General features: G+C 61.2%; 15 protein-coding genes, 1 tRNA gene and 1 pseudogene. 3 read left to right on the plus strand and 14 right to left on the minus strand.

The window, feature by feature from the left end; genetic code table 11:
• Positions 1-12: 12 nt before the first annotated feature.
• Positions 13-390 (minus strand): cupredoxin domain-containing protein, encoded by a 378-nt coding sequence (locus CKW29_RS10250; protein ID WP_095148370.1) that lies wholly within the window; start codon positions 388-390, stop codon positions 13-15.
• Position 391: 1 nt separating this feature from the next.
• The gene (locus CKW29_RS10255; RefSeq protein WP_095143431.1) at positions 392-922 is read right to left on the minus strand and encodes an iron transporter; all 531 of its coding nucleotides are present in this window, start codon (positions 920-922) and stop codon (positions 392-394) included.
• 221 nt (positions 923-1143) lie between these two features.
• Here CKW29_RS10255 and CKW29_RS10260 point away from each other — a divergent pair, with 221 nt between their 5' ends.
• Positions 1144-1359 (plus strand): DUF3079 domain-containing protein, encoded by a 216-nt coding sequence (locus tag CKW29_RS10260; RefSeq protein WP_095148371.1) that lies wholly within the window; start codon positions 1144-1146, stop codon positions 1357-1359.
• A 13-nt stretch (positions 1360-1372) separates the two neighbouring features.
• On the opposite strand, the gene CKW29_RS10265 is transcribed toward CKW29_RS10260, so the two are convergent.
• The 8 genes from CKW29_RS10265 to CKW29_RS25485 form a co-directional block, all read right to left on the minus strand.
• A complete protein-coding gene (locus CKW29_RS10265) occupies positions 1373-3583 on the minus strand; it encodes an LTA synthase family protein (RefSeq protein WP_095148372.1) in 2211 nt (736 codons plus the stop codon).
• Positions 3584-3808: 225 nt separating this feature from the next.
• Entirely contained in the window at positions 3809-4075 is a 267-nt protein-coding gene (locus tag CKW29_RS10270) for an Ada metal-binding domain-containing protein (protein WP_095143434.1), read from the minus strand.
• Positions 4072-4683: a DNA-3-methyladenine glycosylase gene (locus tag CKW29_RS10275; protein WP_095148373.1), complete on the minus strand. Its 612-nt coding sequence runs from the start codon at positions 4681-4683 to the stop codon at positions 4072-4074. The genes CKW29_RS10270 and CKW29_RS10275 overlap by 4 nt, the downstream gene beginning before the upstream one ends.
• Before the next feature lie 100 nt (positions 4684-4783).
• Positions 4784-5212 (minus strand): nuclear transport factor 2 family protein, encoded by a 429-nt coding sequence (locus CKW29_RS10280; RefSeq protein ID WP_095148374.1) that lies wholly within the window; start codon positions 5210-5212, stop codon positions 4784-4786.
• Between the two features lie 2 nt (positions 5213-5214).
• Positions 5215-5940 (minus strand): SGNH/GDSL hydrolase family protein, encoded by a 726-nt coding sequence (locus CKW29_RS10285; RefSeq protein WP_095148375.1) that lies wholly within the window; start codon positions 5938-5940, stop codon positions 5215-5217.
• A 14-nt stretch (positions 5941-5954) separates the two neighbouring features.
• Positions 5955-6575 (minus strand): LysE family translocator, encoded by a 621-nt coding sequence (locus tag CKW29_RS10290; protein WP_095148376.1) that lies wholly within the window; start codon positions 6573-6575, stop codon positions 5955-5957.
• Positions 6576-6822: 247 nt separating this feature from the next.
• Positions 6823-7737 carry a class A beta-lactamase gene (gene bla, locus CKW29_RS10295; protein ID WP_095148377.1) on the minus strand — a complete coding sequence of 305 codons (915 nt, stop codon included), beginning with the start codon at positions 7735-7737 and terminating at the stop codon, positions 6823-6825.
• Positions 7738-8010: 273 nt separating this feature from the next.
• Positions 8011-8424, minus strand: a complete 414-nt coding sequence (locus CKW29_RS25485) for a cupin domain-containing protein (RefSeq protein WP_141234413.1) — start codon at positions 8422-8424, stop codon at positions 8011-8013.
• 540 nt (positions 8425-8964) lie between these two features.
• Between CKW29_RS25485 and katG the strand changes: the two genes are divergently transcribed.
• The gene (gene katG / locus CKW29_RS10305; protein WP_095143440.1) at positions 8965-11160 is read left to right on the plus strand and encodes a catalase/peroxidase HPI; all 2196 of its coding nucleotides are present in this window, start codon (positions 8965-8967) and stop codon (positions 11158-11160) included.
• A gap of 384 nt (positions 11161-11544) precedes the next feature.
• Here katG and CKW29_RS10315 read toward each other — a convergent pair whose 3' ends face one another.
• The 4 genes and pseudogenes from CKW29_RS10315 to CKW29_RS26010 all read right to left on the minus strand — a co-directional run bounded on the left by CKW29_RS10315 (position 11545) and on the right by CKW29_RS26010 (position 14416).
• Positions 11545-11907 (minus strand): hypothetical protein, encoded by a 363-nt coding sequence (locus CKW29_RS10315; protein WP_095143441.1) that lies wholly within the window; start codon positions 11905-11907, stop codon positions 11545-11547.
• On the minus strand, positions 11904-12266 hold the full coding sequence (locus CKW29_RS10320) for a P-II family nitrogen regulator (protein ID WP_095143442.1): 363 nt from the start codon (positions 12264-12266) through the stop codon (positions 11904-11906). Before CKW29_RS10320 ends, CKW29_RS10315 begins: the two co-directional genes overlap by 4 nt.
• Positions 12263-14047, minus strand: coding sequence for a DUF1538 domain-containing protein (locus CKW29_RS10325; RefSeq protein WP_095148378.1), 1785 nt, complete (start codon positions 14045-14047; stop codon positions 12263-12265). Before CKW29_RS10325 ends, CKW29_RS10320 begins: the two co-directional genes overlap by 4 nt.
• Positions 14048-14207: 160 nt before the next feature.
• Positions 14208-14416: pseudogene (locus CKW29_RS26010) on the minus strand (hypothetical protein).
• Between the two features lie 888 nt (positions 14417-15304).
• On the opposite strand from CKW29_RS26010, the gene CKW29_RS10330 reads away from it, so the two are divergent.
• Positions 15305-15391, plus strand: a tRNA-Leu gene (locus CKW29_RS10330).
• The last annotated feature ends 134 nt before the right edge of the window (positions 15392-15525 follow it).

A 15525-nucleotide genomic window follows, 5' to 3' on the forward strand; every position in this document is an offset into this window, starting at 1 on the left:
TGGTTGAGCCGGTTATTTCGCGAGGATGGCGCCCTCGGGCAACTGCGGGTTGAACTCGTCGAAGAACGGGTAGTGGCCGGGCCGCAGGGGGTGAATCACGACGAAGGTGGTGACCCCCGGTGACAGCACCTTCTCGACCCGTAACGGGGTGCTTTCGAATTCCGCCGGCCCCTCGCCGACGTTCTTCAGGATGATTTTGAAGCGCTGCCCGGCGGGGACTTCCAGCAGGGCGGGGGTGAAATGGCCGTCGCGCAGGCTCAGCTCGAAGCTGGGCAATTGGGCATGGGCCATCAGGGGCGTGACCGCCCAGGCCAGCACCAGCCAGGCCAGGCGTCGGTGAAACGGGGCCAGGGGGCCTGGTGCGGGTGGCTCGGGTGCCAGGGGGGGCATTTTAGTAGCCGCCTTTTTTGCCGATCCCGGCATAGATGAACTCGTAGCGCAGTTCGCACTGTTCGAACCAGGGTTCGACACCGGTTTCCTTGTCGGTATGACGGCCCAGGGAACCATGGCCGCCGGGCGGCAGGAGGGTGAAGGTCAGCTGGTATTTGCCGGGGCCCTGCAGCTTCACGTTGTCGCCGTAGTGAGGACCGTCGTTGGCGACCATGGCATGAAAAATCCCTTTGACCGGTGGCTCGCTGCCGGATTTCTGCAGGCTGAAGGCAACGTTCAGGTAGGGCACGAAACTGCCTTCCTGAAAGCCCTGGCGATTGTCCGCTGTGGCGCGGATATCGGCTTCCAGGTGGATATCGGAGTCGGCGGTGGCGCGCATCATGCCCGCAGGCGCCATCTCGATCGGTTGCAAGTACACCGCGCCGACTTCCAGCCCCGGGCACAACTGGGGCTCTCCGATCGGGTATTCCTTGGCGTGTGCCAGTGGCGCGAACAACAGCAGGGCGAGAGACAGCGAGAGGGGAGTACGCATGATGGCTTCCTGGGGACTGACGAGTAGGAGCCCGAGTCTAGGAAGCATTACTGAGAATAATAATGATTATGGTCAATTTTCGCAGCGATCAACCGGGGGCGTCAGTGCGCCTGTCCAGGCGTGTCATGGAAGCAGGGATGCCGGAATTGACCTGCATCAAGGGCAGAGTCGCCCCGGCGCGGTAGGTTGGACGCCTACCCATCGATCATCCGGGGATCGACATGGCCAAGACCTTTCCCATCAGTCCCAAACATCCTGAACGCATTTGCTGGGGGTGCGACCGCTACTGTGCCGCCAGTGCCCTGGCGTGCGGCAATGGTGCTGACCGGACGATGCATCCGGCCGAGATGATTGGCGACGATTGGTACCTGCATGGCGACTGGGGCATCGAGCCGCCCGTCGTCACCGACAAGACGGTGGACGAAGGGCGCTCCTGAGCGGGTCGGCGCGCTAGCTGGAATGGGCGATTTCTTCGTCCACCGCTTCATCCTGCGGTTGCGCTTGCCCCGGCTCTTCGGTGATCACCGTGAAGTCACTGACCTCGACCGCGCCCAACCCATAGCCCAGCAGGTGGAAGGAGAACGCCTTGCGCGACTCCGGGTTATCGAAGCTGAAATCCATCTCCAGCGGTTGGTCGGCGGTGACCATCATTTCTTCCGGCAAGCCCAGCGGCACATCCTGTTCCAGTTCCTTGGCCTTGAGCAGGATGTACGCCGTCTGCTGCGGGTCGACCGCGCGCACGGTCAGGCGCACGCGGGTCTGTGAGCCCTTGGGCATTTCCAGGTATTGCGCGCCGATCAGGTTGTCTGCCCAGTCGTCCTTGATCTGCGCCTGCAGCGGGATGATCGCCGGGCTGCCGAACTGGTAGTGCTGGTTCAGGGGCGTGCGCAGCAGGGTGCGATCCAGGGCCTCGGCCCGGGCGGTGATTTGCCGTGCCCGCAGGCCGCCATATTGCCCGCCATACACCGCGCGATCGGCAATGAAGCCCTCGCTGGTGTAATAGCGGCACCGTTGCTGGAAGTCGCACTCGGTGAACGTGCCCTGGCCATCGTGATAGCGCAGGTTGCCGTTGGTGTACGACATGATCTCGCGACCGGTTTCATAGTCTCGAAACAACGAACGACCGCTCAGGCTCGGCGGTACCGGCAGGGCGAAGTAGTCGAGGACCGAGGAGCTCAGGTCGACATGGCCGTAGACCCCGGGATTGATGTTGGGCAGCTGCGCCTGCTCGGGTGCCAGGGTCAGGTTGAAGCCCCAAGAGGAGGCCAGGCGCACGCCATCGATGCCGTGGGACTCGTCGGAAGTGATCATCACCAGGGTGTCCTGCAGAACGCCTTGTTGCTCCAGGCCACTGAGGAAGTTGCCCAAGGCATCGTCCAGATAGGCAACGGCCGCCTGCTTGGGTGTGTCGTAGCGCTGCAGGTAGTCTTCGGGCGCCGAGTAGGGCTGGTGTGTGCCGACGGTCAGCAGGGTGAGCATCCAGGGTTGCTGCTGCGTCTTGAGCTGGCTGACATAGTCCAGCGCCCCTTCGAAGAAGGCCTTGTCATCCTTGCCCCAAGGGAAGTCCAGGTACGATACATTGGTGAACCAGTCCAGGCCCAGGGTGGTGTCGAAGCCGATGTGCGGCATGATCTTGTCTTTGGCCATGAAGCGCAGGCCGGCACCCTGGAGGTAGTGGGTGGCAAAGCCGTGCTTGCGTAACTGGGCCGGCAGGCACGCCTGGTTACGCTCGTTCTGGGTCAGCATCTCGACGCCCTTGGGCGTGCCGTTGTCCAGCTTGTCGTAATCGCCACAGAGCATGGCGTACAGGCCACGGATGGTCTGGTGGCTGTGTAGCACGTAGTCCGGCGTGTTCATGCCACGCTCGGCCCAGCGGCTGAGGTTGGGCATGAGGTTTTCTTGATAACTGCTGTGCAGGGCCTGGCGGTTGGCCTGGACATAGGCGCCGGGAATGCCTTCCAGCGCGATGATCAAGACGTTGCGCGCGCGGCCGGGTTCGGCAAGGATTTTCTGTCCGTTCAAGTCCAGTTGGGTGAGCCCGGCCATCTGCGGGGCCGTCTCGACCACGTCGCCCTCAAGCCATTCTTCCGTGCGCATCTGCACCTCGCCGACACCGGCGGCCAATAATTGATGGGGCAGGTTGAACAGGCGCCATTGATCGGCATCGGACGGTGCCAGGTTCTGTACGCCCCAGTGCGCGAGCAACAGCAGCAGCGGAGCCGCCCAGGCTTTTCGGGGCAGTGCTGGCCGGGGCGTCGAGCGGCCGGTCCACTGGGTGATCAGCCAGGCCAGCAGGCCCAGCCCGAGGGCCGCGGCCAGCCAGGGTTGGGCAAAACTGCCACTGGTGGATTTTTCCACGAACTGCGGATCGATCAGGTAGTTCAGATCGCCGGCATTGGGCAGTCGCCCGACGGCGCTGACCAGTTCGGCGGTGGCCACGGACATCAGGCCCCAGACCAGCAACACCGGGAGCGCCAGCCACCAGGCACGGCGATGCAGGAGCACCACCAGCAGGCTGCCGATGGCGAGGTCGGACAGGTAGCCGAGCGGATTGGACCAGCCCAGTGCGGTACGCAGGCACAGGGGGACGATCAGCACCAGGGTGATGAGGGCAATGAGGCGGGCGCGGGGGTGCTGTAACCGATGACGAAAAAGATTCACAAAAAATACTTCCAGGCACGAATTCTTCACATAAGTGTGCGCAATGGTACCAAGTGATGCCAGGAATGACCGGGATATTGGCTGTGGGATCGCCCGGCTGGGCGGGGGCGGGCACGGATCACGCCTGGCATTGACCGGGCGGCTGCGCTGCAGGCCAACGGTAGAGCGTGTCAGGGGGCAGGGGCGCGCTTGCGGACTGCCAGGGGATTAAGTGTTTCAGGCTGTTTAATCGGATCGCTCAGCGGATTTTTTCCACTGCGCATACGCCTGGGGCATGCATACCGCGCACGGGCGATAACCGGCGGCGCGGGCGGTGGCTTCGTCGGCGAAGAACACCCGATGCTTGACGTAGCCGCCCCGTGCGATGGCGCGCAGGGCGCCAGGGCAATCCAGACGGCCATAGATCCTTGAACGACGATGGCCACCCAGCAGCCCCGGTTCCGTGCTCGGCACCGTCTCGCGGCGGGCGTTCAGCAAACTGTAGGTTTTCATGTCTTCGGCACTCGCCACAGGTACCACGACGCCACCGTACGGTAAGGGTGGAAGGGTTGGCCAAGGTCGATCATCTGCTTGCGACTCGGCGTGGTCGCCAGGCCTTTGAGGCGTCGATAGCCGTCCCGCACCCCGAAGTCGTCGGCGGGCAGGATGTCCGGGCGTTCGAGGGTGTAGATCAGCAGCATCTCCACGGTCCAGCGACCAATGCCACGCAGCGGGGTCAGGCGCTCGATCAGGGTTTCGTCGTCCAGGGCCAGTGCGGTCGCGTAGTCGGGCACCACACCGTCCAGGGTCGCTTGGGCGATCCCCTGGATGGTCGCGACCTTGCTGGCCGAAAAGCCGCAACCGCGCAGCAGGGCAACGTCGCTGGCCGCCAGTTGTTCGGCACTGGGAAATGACTGGCCGGGGAACAAAACCAGCAACCGGCCGACAATCGCATCGCCGGCGCGCACGTGCAGTTGTTGATAGGCGATGGCCCGCACCAGCGCTTCATACGGATCGCGAGTCGGCTTGGGTTCGTGCAGGCAAGGGCCGACGGTGGCGATCAGGCGCGCCCAGTCAGCGTCGAGGGCGGCCAGGAACTGGCTGGCGTGGTCATAGGGCATGGCGGATCCGGATAGGCAGTGGGGCACCCTGGACAGATTAGTCCTGTGTCCAGGGTGTCGCACCCGGAGTCTTGCGGTCACATTCGTCGTGGCTGCGCCATCAGGCCTTGCTGGCGGCCAGGTAGGCGCCCAGGCGGCGTCCCATTTCTTCGGCCAGCGCCTGCAAACCGCTCATGGGACGGACCATCACTTCAAACTCGACGATTTTTCCCTGTTCGTTGAAGCGGATCATGTCGATGCCTTTGAGCGTCTTGTCGCCGACCTTGGCGCTGAATTCGAGGACAACGTTCAGCCCGTCGGCGGTCGCCAGCTCACGGTAATAGGTAAATTCCTCAAGCACGTCGATCACCGTATTGAGGATCATCGACACCACGGGCGCCCCCGGGTAAGGCGAGTGGGCGATCGGCGAGCGGAATACCGCCTGAGGGTCCAGCAAGTCGGGCAGCGCCCGCAAGTCATGGCTGCGGATCATGGCGTGCCACTGTTGCAGGGACGCTGCGGCGTTGGGATGCAGTTTCAGCTCGGGCATAGTCAGCTTCCTGTGTTTTTGTTGTGCTGGAAACGTTGCTGGATGGCCTGGGCCGCATGGTCTGCCCACAGACTGTAGATTGCCGGGCCTGGATGGAACCCGTCCGTCGCCATCAGGCCGGCCACCGGGACCAGGCTGATGGCCAGCAATGTGCAGTGGTCCTTGCGCTCGGCCAGGCCGGCCAGCCGGTGGTTGAAACGACTGGCCCGGCTGCCCAGGTACCAGCGTAGCGGTTGCGGCAGCGCCGGGAATAGGTGCATGGGCGGCAGCGGGGACACCACAATCTGCTTCACGGCGTATTTGCCGCTCAATAACTCCATCAAGCGGTCCTGTTGAGCCAGCCATCGATCAGCGCTGATGCGGCTGGTGACATCGTTCACGCCGACGCACAGCAACACCACATCAAAGGGTTCCGGTGAGTTGCGTTCGAGCACGTTCAACAGCGCCTGGGAATCCAGGCCCGATTGCGCCCAGAGTGTCCAGGTAATCCGATAATCGTTGGCCAGCCGTGCGACCAGCTTCCCGGTTATGGCTTCGTCCTGGGTCGCTGCGCCGACACCGGCGGCCGCGGAATCACCCAGAATCAACAGGCGCAGCGCCACGCCACAACCGGCCACGCCCTGGCGCTCGCCCTCGGCTTCCGGCAACTTTGGGGTAACCCAGCGGGTGTAGAGGCCCTGAATCAGCAGCAATGGCCCCAACGCAATCCTTGCAAAGGCTTCAGTCATTTTACCGGTTCACCTCAGGCGCGGCGCGCCATCAAGAGCACGGTTGCCGCCGCCGACAACAACCCGGCGCAGCACCGATTGAACATCCGCTTGCCCTGGGGGCGGGCAAACCATCGACGCATATGCAGGCCCATGTAGGCATACGCCGCGATGGCAATCCACTCTAGCACCAGAAACAACAGGCCCAGCAGCGCGAACTGCGGCGTTACCGGCTGCGCCGGATCGACAAACTGCGGCAGGAAGGCGGTGAAAATCAGGATCGCCTTGGGGTTGCCCGCCGCCACCAGAAACTCCTGCCGGGCCAACGCCAGCAGTCCCGCTTCAGCGGTCCTGGCCTGTGTTTCGGCCTGGGGATTGGCCTTCCACAATTGATAGGCGAGGTAAAACAGGTAAGCCGCGCCGAGGATCTTGATCCCGTAGAACAACCACTCCGACGTTTGCAGCACCACCGCCAGCCCGGCCGAGGCGAGGGCGATCATCCCGGCGAACGCCAGCAAACGCCCGACCCCGGCCAGGCAGGAGGTGCGGTAGCCGTAGCGGGTCGCGTTGCTGACCGACAGCAGGTTGTTGGGGCCTGGCGCCATGTTCAGGGCGAAGCAGGCAGGGAGAAACAGGGTGAAGGTGGCGAGATCCATGGACGGCTCCGGTATGAAGGTGTTGTCCTGTTTTCAGGAGGCGGACCCGAAGCAGACTCTGGAAACATAGGACATGGGCGCAAATCCGTGCAAGGGTCATCTTGGATTGCGAGGTTTTTGTCTTGCGCGCTTCGCCTGCATCTGATGAGCGCTGTCCTGCGGGGACTTCGGTTTCTGTATCGTGCGGGACAGAATATTGCTGCTGGCACGGGCCGACCAGTGCGATCCAGCAATCACGACCAAGCGCTCAGGCGGGGCCTAGTAATGTTGCAAGCATGCGTCCGATTTCAGCAATGCCTGCGTTGCGTTCATCCATGGATGCTTCGGTCTCGGTGATGTAAATGGCGACCACCGCTGGTTTGCGCTCAGGCGGCCAGATCACCGCAACGATGGACCGTGAACCATACCCGCCTGCACCTGTTCGATCAGCGATTCGCCAGTTCGCTGGCAAGCCTGCACGAAGCAATGGTCCGCCCACTTTGTTACCGACAAGCCAATTTTCTAGCTGCTGGCGGGAGGAGGGTGAGAGTTTGGTCCCCAGGACAAGTTCCTGCAGGCTCCGTGCAATAGCTTCAGGAGTTGTGCTGTCGCGCGGGTCGTCGGGCATGGCTTCGTTAAGTGCGGTTTCCCAGCGATCGAGTCGGGTTATATCATCCCCCAACGAGCGCATAAACCTGGTGAAGCCATCTGGTCCTCCAAGGGTGCCAAGGATTATGTTGGCCGCAGTATTGTCACTCATGGACATGGCTGCCTCACAAAGCTCAGAAAGCGTCATGCCGTCGCCGCCAACGCGTTGCTCCGTCACGGGGGAGTACGTGACGAGGTCATCTTCATGGACGACGACCCTGCGATTTGGATCCTCCTTTCCCGCATCGATACGAGCAAGAAGGCCTGCGCAAGCAAATGCCTTGAACGTGCTTGTCATGGGGAATCGTTCGTCAGCCCGATGAGACCAAACCTTTCCCGACTCCGTATCGATGATCGTTGCCCCCAGGCGTGCATTCAGGTGCGTCTCGATCTCGGTGAGTGTGCGAGATAACGGGTCATCCGTCTCGTGTTTCGCCACGGTGATTAGCGGAAATAGGCTCAAACCTACTGCGAAAGCCGCACTGAAGAAGTGTGCATATTTTAAGGGTGGGGACTTCTTGTTGTATTTGCTCATCGGCTCAGCTAACGAAATGGAGTGGCGTAGGGCAAGGTTCGTACCCCAAGCGTAGAGAATACAAAAATATCGGCTGTCTGTTGGCGTTCAGGTTGGAAGTCGACGAAAAAGCAGACCCTGTAGAGCTGATTGCGTTTGGCACCGATGAGTAACGAGAGCGACCGCTGTGATGCGGCGCGCGCATGCGGTCTCTCCCGGAGCACTGATTTACATATAAAGAGGTTTTTCCTCCTGATAATTCAAAGTCTCCCCTGGGTGGGGCACCGCCCGTCACTACTGGAAAAGGGGTAAGCCAGCCGTACCGGCATAGAAGACAATCAACTCGACGGCTTCAGCGCCGGTGACCCCTTGATGAGTGGTATCCATCACTTCAAGTACTGCATCCCCCGTGCTGAAGGATTGACGCTCCCCTGTCGCTTGCTTGATGACTTGCAAGGAGCCTTTCACCACGTATGCAGCACTGGGCATGGGATGGCGATGCCAGCGAAGCGATGTATTGGCTGGAATGACAATCCGTGTAACGGTGAGCTGGGGAGTACCTTTGGGATATTGACCATAGGCAATACCGTCCCATGACGCTGTACCCTGAACCAGCACTGTTGACGTGGGTGTTGACGACTGCTCAGCCGAAGCGTTTACGGGCAGCAAGATGACTAAGCCGATGACGCAGATTATTGTTCTAAACATATCGTACCCACGCGTTGGGAAAATAGAGAAAGCATCGCTTGTCGATTGAGGTTCGGCGATACAGTGGACGCTGTGAAAAAGTTGCCTTCTGTCGTCTGGCCGGGAGATTAGCCTGCACGGGCGATGACAAAAAAGTTCGCTTGAGCCGTTTTAAGCGTTTTTGAGAACTATCTCACTTCAGCCGTCCTGGCCTGTGTTTCGGCCCGGGAGCGGGTGTTCCCCATCAGCGCGACGTCGATGGGGGAGAATCAGGGGGGGAGGGTGGCGAGATCCAGAGGCGGGTCCACACTTGTTGTTCTGTAAGCGTCTGTTTGTGGACCCTGAGTGACGGTTCGTGAATGCCTGCATCGAACCCGTGGCGACGGCGACAGCCTCACGAGACCGGTCTGCGCAGATCCTTCATGGGCGATGACCCACCGGCGACAAGGGGGCACATCCATAGAGGCTATCAATACCATTCCCAAAACCTATTGGATGGGGTGGGAACCGCGTTCCACACTGCACAGTGGATTAGTCTGAAAACAACAGTTGGAGTTAGCCATGTCAACCGAATCGAAGTGCCCGTTCGCGGGTGACGCTCGTAAACATGTGGTAGCACAAGCCCCGTCGAATGCCGACTGGTGGCCAGATCAACTGAAACTGAGCATCCTGCACCAGCACTCTTCCAAGTCCGACCCCATGGGGGAGGGATTCAATTACGCCGAGGCCTTCAAGCAGCTTGATCTGGATGCCGTGATCAAGGACCTGCATGCCTTGATGACCGATTCGCAGGACTGGTGGCCAGCGGACTTCGGGCACTACGGCCCCTTGTTCATCCGCATGGCCTGGCACAGCGCTGGCACGTACCGCATCGCCGATGGTCGCGGCGGCGGTGGGACCGGCAATCAACGGTTCGCCCCGCTCAACAGTTGGCCGGACAACGCCAACCTCGACAAGGCGCGCAGGCTGCTGTGGCCGATCAAGCAAAAATACGGCCGCAACATTTCCTGGGCCGACCTGATGATCCTGAGCGGTAACGTTGCACTGGAGTCGATGGGCTTCAAGACCTTCGGCTTCGCCGGCGGGCGCGCGGACATCTGGGAGCCGGAAGAAGACATCTATTGGGGCTCCGAGACCACCTGGCTGGGCGACAACCGCTACACCGGCGACCGGGACCTGGAAAACCCCCTGGGTGCCGTGCAGATGGGGCTGATCTACGTCAACCCGCAAGGCCCCAATGCTAACCCGGACCCGATTGCGGCAGCGCGGGATATCCGCGAAACCTTCGCCCGCATGGCCATGAATGACGAGGAAACGGTCGCGCTGATCGCTGGCGGCCACAGTTTCGGTAAAACCCACGGTGCCGGCGATGCGCAACTGGTGGGCCCCGACCCTGAGGCGGCCGACATCGCGCAGCAAGGCCTGGGCTGGAAGAGCGCCTTTGGCACCGGGGTCGCGGGAGATGCGATCACCAGCGGCCTGGAAGTCACCTGGACCAGCACCCCAACGTCGTGGAGCAACAACTTCCTGTCCAACCTGTTCGGCTACGAATGGGAACTGACCCAGAGCCCGGCCGGTGCGCACCAGTGGAAGCCCAAGAATGGCGCTGGTGACGGTACGGTGCCGGATGCCCATGACCCCTCGAAACGTCACGCACCTTCGATGCTGACCACCGACCTGTCGTTGCGGTTCGACCCGGCCTACGAAAAGATTGCCCGGCGCTTCCACGACCACCCGGATCAGTTGGCGGACGCCTTCGCGCGGGCCTGGTACAAATTGATCCACCGCGACATGGGGCCGATTGCCCGCTACCTTGGCCCGCTGGTGCCGACCGAGCAACTGCTGTGGCAAGACCCGATTCCCGCCGTGGACCACCCCTTGATTGACGAGCAGGACATCGCCGCCCTCAAGGCCAGGCTCCTCTCTTGCGGCTTGTCCGCACCTCAGTTGGTCACCACGGCCTGGGCGTCCGCGGTCACGTTCCGCGGCAGCGACAAGCGCGGTGGCGCCAATGGCGCGCGTATTCGCCTGGCGCCGCAGAACAACTGGGCGGTCAACGAACCGGCTGAACTGGCCAAAGTCCTGGCGCAACTGGAGGCGATCCAGAACGACTTCAACAACGCGCAGTCCGGCGGCAAGAAGGTGTCGCTCGCCGACCTGATCGTGCTGGGCGGTTGCGCCGCCATCGAGGCCGCCGCAAAAAAAGCCGGTCACGACGTGAAGGTACCGTTCTCGCCAGGGCGCATGGACGCCGTGCAGGACCAGACCGACGTGGACTCGTTCGCCGTACTGGAGCCGATTGCAGATGGTTTCCGCAACTACGCCAGCAAGGGACTGGAGGATTGTGCAGCCGAGGTGCTGGTGGACAAGGCACAGTTGCTGACACTCACCGCGCCCGAGATGACGGTGCTCATTGGCGGCCTGCGTGCGCTCAACGCCAACTTCGGGCAGTCCCACCACGGCGTGTTCACTCAGCAACCGGGAACACTGAGCAATGATTTCTTTGTGAACCTGCTCGACATGAACACCCAGTGGGCGAAATCCGCCACCGCTGAAGGCGTGCTGGAGGGGCGCGACCGGGCCACGGGCACGCTCAAGTGGACGGGCACGGTGGTTGACCTGGTCTTCGGCTCCAACTCCCAACTCCGGGCACTCGCCGAAGTCTACGCCAGCAGCGACGCCCAGCCGATGTTCGTGCGTGACTTTGTCGCGGCCTGGAACAAAGTGATGAACCTTGATCGATTCGACTTAACTTAAATAGCGGGGTATAGCGCAGAGGTTGTCATGATGTTGGCGTTTGCGGCAAAAAAGCGCCTCGGCGCGGTTGCCGGCTCCAACATCTGCAGAAGGCATCCAGCGGCCATGAACTCTGGCTATCATTGTCCAGTCTTCATGGCCTAACTGCTTGGCTACCCACATTGGATGCTCTCCCGCCGAGAGCATCATCGATGCGTATGTGTGGCGGCGTTGGCATGGCCTGCGGTATCGGACCCCTGACTTCTTCATTGCCGGTACCCAGGCAATTTTGTAAATTTGTCCTGCGTGCTCCCATGGCTTCCCGATGACTGGACTCATGAAGATCCTGCACCCGCCAGCCAAGTCGAAGCTTTTTGCTGAATAAGCGCCTCGCGCGGCGGGCTCTTACGTTACGCCCGCGGGCATCGCCAGTGGCGTCGCGAAATTCAACGCAACCATGTACACCAAGCCTCTGCCTGGCCCGGTTAGCCCGGCGTTTGCACAGATGAAGTCGAACACCGCTTCGGCCTGGGCGTCATCCACCACCACGTTGACCACCCGGGAGAGCACCGCTTCTGGCACTTCGTTGCGGGGCGCCTTGGCGGCCTGCAGTACGGCTACACCGCGGCAACTGACGCTGTCCGCGCGCGTAATGCCATGCGCCTCTCGCAACAGCAGCAACAGCCTGCGTTCCGTGCCATCGTCGGGCAACACGCAGGTAATGAGTTTTGCAGCCCCGCCCGGTATACCCGCAACCGGCACGCTCACGAGGCATTCCCCTGTTCCAGCATTTCCCGGGGGATGTAGGTGGCCACTTTTTCCACCGGTGTCGTATAGATCATGCCCGCACCGGGAACATCCAGGTTGGCCGCGTGATAGATGGCCTCGAGTACCGCGTCCTGGTAGTCGGTAGCGACCAGCAGGCTGACCACTTCTTTCTCCGCATCGATGGCGATGCTGAGCAGGCCGTGCCGCTCACGGGGGCCAAGCCCGTTGGCGTGGTAGACAATGGCGCCTGGCGCGCCCATGCCCTGGGCCGCACGGATCACCAGGTCTGCGCGCCCGACGGGGACAATGCAGGTGATCAGTGCAACGTCAGTAAGGTAGGTAATGCCTTCAGCTTTCATCCCGCTTCTCCCGTGCCCAATAATTGATTCGCAGGCTGTTTCGTGACGGCCTTTGCCTGTCTCCACAACTGGAAACGCGCCCACTGTCCGAGGAGCATGACGGTGATGACGGGGCCGACGGATGCCATACAAAGTATTCCGAAACCCTCGACTGCGTTGGTGGCATTGCCCAGTCCCAGCCCCATGGCCAGAACGAGCGGCACGGTGATTGGCCCCGTGGTGACACCCGCACTGTCCCAAGCCACATTGACAAACTCTTCGGTGGAAAAAACCGTCAGTACCACAGCGAATAGGTAGGACGGCACCACCAGCCAGACCAGTGGCAGGCCGAATACCAGCTTGGCCACACCCACGGCAATACCGCAGGCGACGCCTATCGATACCGCACGTATCAGGCTGCGCTTGCGGATAAAGCCGTTGGTCAGGGTCTCTGCGGTGACGCCGAGCGCATTCAGCGCGGGTTCGGCGACGGTCGCGCCGTACCCGAGCACCCAGGCGAAGGCCAAGGCCAGTACCAGCCCCACCTGATACCTATAGAGCGGGGAGTCGTCCGAGCCGGGAGTCTGCATGAAGGCCGTCGGAATCAGCGAACCGGCACTCCCTCCCAGCTTCGACAGACCGTAGGTCAGCCCGAGATTGAACACGCACATGCCCACCACGGTCAGGGCGATACCGAGCAAGATCTCACCGCGCCGCGGCAGGCTCTGGCGCAGCAGCAGTTTCAGCACGATCAGTAGGAATACCACCAAAGGCACAATGGCCCGTAGCCCCGACACAATCTCCAGTCCGGGGCTGACCCTGTGCCAGTGCGCAGCCTGTTGTCCGGCGTCGGTAGCGGCCTGCGCCGCGGCGATGATTTCCGCCGGCGAGGAGATAGCCGCCACGTACAGGCCCAGCGCCATAACCCCGATGACGGGAAACAGCGAGGCCAGGGTGACAATACCGAACCCGGACAGCCCGGAGCCGCCCTTGCCTGCGGCAGCCGCGATGCCGATGCCCAACGCCAGGACCAGCGGTACAGTGACCGGCCCGGTGGTGACCGCGCCAGCATCCCAGGCCAGGCCAATAACCTTTGCCAGCTCAGGGTCACTGCTCATATACACCGTCAGCAGCAGAACGGGCGCCAGCGATAAATAGATCAACGGCTTCAGGCTCCAGCCGTAGAGGAAGCGGAGCGTGCCGGCTACAGCGGCCAGGCCGACGCTGGCCCCTACAACCAGGACCAGTTCGCTGGTCCACTGATTGAGTATCGCCCAGAGGTAGGGCGCGTGCTGCGCAGAAACGTTCTGCCCAGCGGCGCGCAGCGCGCCGATAGCGGGCTCGGCGAACGTCACCCCGATGCCCAGCAGCAGGGTAACCAGCAACACCACAGGCAGGGATAACTTGCGCGGAAGGTTGCTGCCGATGATTTCGCCGAATGGCATCAGGCCGAGTTTCAGCCCTTCCATGAACAGCATCAGGCCGACGATCACGGCGAACAGGCCGCCCGTGACAAGCAGCGAGTCCTCCACCAACTGGCGCAGGATGATGATCTGAAACAACACCAGGTACAGGGCCAGCGGCACCACGGCGCGAAGCTGCGCCATCAGCCGGACATTGATATAGGGCTTGAGGATGGCGGCGATCTCGTCTCCGCGCAATTTCGCAGCTTTGTGGGGCGCGGCCTGCCAGCGGCCATCGACATCGCGAACCGGTGCGGATACCAGTTCACGCATGGGTATTTCGCGGCGACCGGCTCCGATCATGTGCATGTAGTCGGCGTAGCGAATGGGGTCTTTCATAGGGTCATCTGTTGAGGTTGATCTACCGGTGTACGATCAACAGGCGGTCTCGCATTGTCGCGATTCTGGCTAAAAGCCTGTTTTCTTTTCCTGTCGCGTAGGATTTTGCCTGCCCTCGGCAAGCAACGTGATGACTTTAGTCATGATGTTGATTGATCTATCACCCCTGCTTTCGCAGGCGTCCGAGGGGGACTTTTGTCCTTTCCCCAGCTATCGGGAAGGGCCGATACCACTCATTCCGGTCAATCGTGACCAGGACGCCGCGAACGATTTCGGCAACCTGGGCGCGATCCAAAGCTTGAGTTCCATGATGGCCGCTTCCAGGGCGAGCTGATTTTCGTTGATCTTGAATAACAGGGAAGGGAGCAGGCCAGAGTCTGACCTCGCCTGTCCGTCGTGGCGTTTTCAGCGTGGCCGCGTGGGACAGAGCAGGTGGGGGGCTTTGTACGCTCGGAAGGACGTCTGTGATGGCTGGTAATGTTGTCATGAAGCTGGCATTGCGCAGCCCGCTGGAGCCATTCAGGCCCCAAAGGGTTCGAGCGATACCGCTACAGGCCTCGTGGAATAGGGCCTGAAAATCCACTGGGTGAGGATCGAGCCTCGATCGCTTCGACCTCACGTAATCCCGGGATCTGGAGGCTTCTGTACCCACTGATCCCCGACCTGGCGCCGGATGCCTCGCGCCAGTTTGGGGCAGGAGGGCGCCTGCCCTGCACGCTCAAGGGGTGATTCTGATCCGTATTTTTCGTTGCTTTCTGCTGCTGTAACGAACACCGCCTGCGTCGCACAATAACGCCATGACCGCAGACTGAAAAAGGTGGAGACCACATGTTGAAGATGGCCGTGTTTCTGGGTGGATTTCTGGCGTTAACCATCCTGATTGGTGTACTCGCCACCATTTCTCCGGTTTGACCGGAAGAGGGCAAGAGCCACGTTCGGCAACCCCGACCCTTGCACGCCAAGGGGGGAAGGCCTTTAAAAATCAGTGGCTTGCACAACAGTGTGCGTGCTAACCTATTGAAATTCAGGGTGTTATAGCCGGATCGTTCGCGACCTCGGCCGACCCTGTAGAAAGCTCTGCAGATCCATGATCTACAGAGCTTTTTTGTTTCGATTGCGTTGCAAGGTTTTGTCTTGAAATTAGCCTCGACGAACTTGCTTAGCAGGGGATGGCTGTATATATTTCTCCCCCTGCCGCGACAGTGGCAAAAACGACGGGTTTGCATCAGATCGTCGTGAAGGCTTCACCGCGCTACCGCCCGAATGGCGAAACTGGTAGACGCATGGGACTTAAAATCCCCCGCTCGTAAGGGCGTGCCGGTTCGATTCCGGCTTCGGGCACCAATAATATGATTTCAGATGTTCCCGTAAACACCTGAAGCCTAGAAAAACCGGCCTTATAGCCGGTTTTTTTGTGTCTGAATATCCCCGTATGTTCCTGTACAGCCCCACGATTTAGGTATACGTTTAGGTATATA

This window comes from Pseudomonas sp. Irchel s3a18 (assembly GCF_900187535.1).
Classification (GTDB): domain Bacteria; phylum Pseudomonadota; class Gammaproteobacteria; order Pseudomonadales; family Pseudomonadaceae; genus Aquipseudomonas.

What these genes read in the sequence shown, in the direction of transcription:
- CKW29_RS10255 (WP_095143431.1), bottom strand. Translation starts at nt 922, where the DNA reads ATGCGTACTCCCCTCTCGCTGTCTCTCGCCCTGCTGTTGTTCGCGCCA.
- CKW29_RS10290 (WP_095148376.1), bottom strand. Translation starts at nt 6,575, where the DNA reads ATGGATCTCGCCACCTTCACCCTGTTTCTCCCTGCCTGCTTCGCCCTG.
- CKW29_RS10250 (WP_095148370.1), bottom strand. Translation starts at nt 390, where the DNA reads ATGCCCCCCCTGGCACCCGAGCCACCCGCACCAGGCCCCCTGGCCCCG.
- CKW29_RS10260 (WP_095148371.1), top strand. Translation starts at nt 1,144, where the DNA reads ATGGCCAAGACCTTTCCCATCAGTCCCAAACATCCTGAACGCATTTGC.
- bla (WP_095148377.1), bottom strand. Translation starts at nt 7,737, where the DNA reads ATGAGCAAATACAACAAGAAGTCCCCACCCTTAAAATATGCACACTTC.
- CKW29_RS10320 (WP_095143442.1), bottom strand. Translation starts at nt 12,266, where the DNA reads ATGAAAGCTGAAGGCATTACCTACCTTACTGACGTTGCACTGATCACC.
- CKW29_RS25485 (WP_141234413.1), bottom strand. Translation starts at nt 8,424, where the DNA reads ATGTTTAGAACAATAATCTGCGTCATCGGCTTAGTCATCTTGCTGCCC.
- CKW29_RS10280 (WP_095148374.1), bottom strand. Translation starts at nt 5,212, where the DNA reads ATGCCCGAGCTGAAACTGCATCCCAACGCCGCAGCGTCCCTGCAACAG.
- CKW29_RS10285 (WP_095148375.1), bottom strand. Translation starts at nt 5,940, where the DNA reads ATGACTGAAGCCTTTGCAAGGATTGCGTTGGGGCCATTGCTGCTGATT.
- katG (WP_095143440.1), top strand. Translation starts at nt 8,965, where the DNA reads ATGTCAACCGAATCGAAGTGCCCGTTCGCGGGTGACGCTCGTAAACAT.
- CKW29_RS10275 (WP_095148373.1), bottom strand. Translation starts at nt 4,683, where the DNA reads ATGCCCTATGACCACGCCAGCCAGTTCCTGGCCGCCCTCGACGCTGAC.
- CKW29_RS10270 (WP_095143434.1), bottom strand. Translation starts at nt 4,075, where the DNA reads ATGAAAACCTACAGTTTGCTGAACGCCCGCCGCGAGACGGTGCCGAGC.
- CKW29_RS10325 (WP_095148378.1), bottom strand. Translation starts at nt 14,047, where the DNA reads ATGAAAGACCCCATTCGCTACGCCGACTACATGCACATGATCGGAGCC.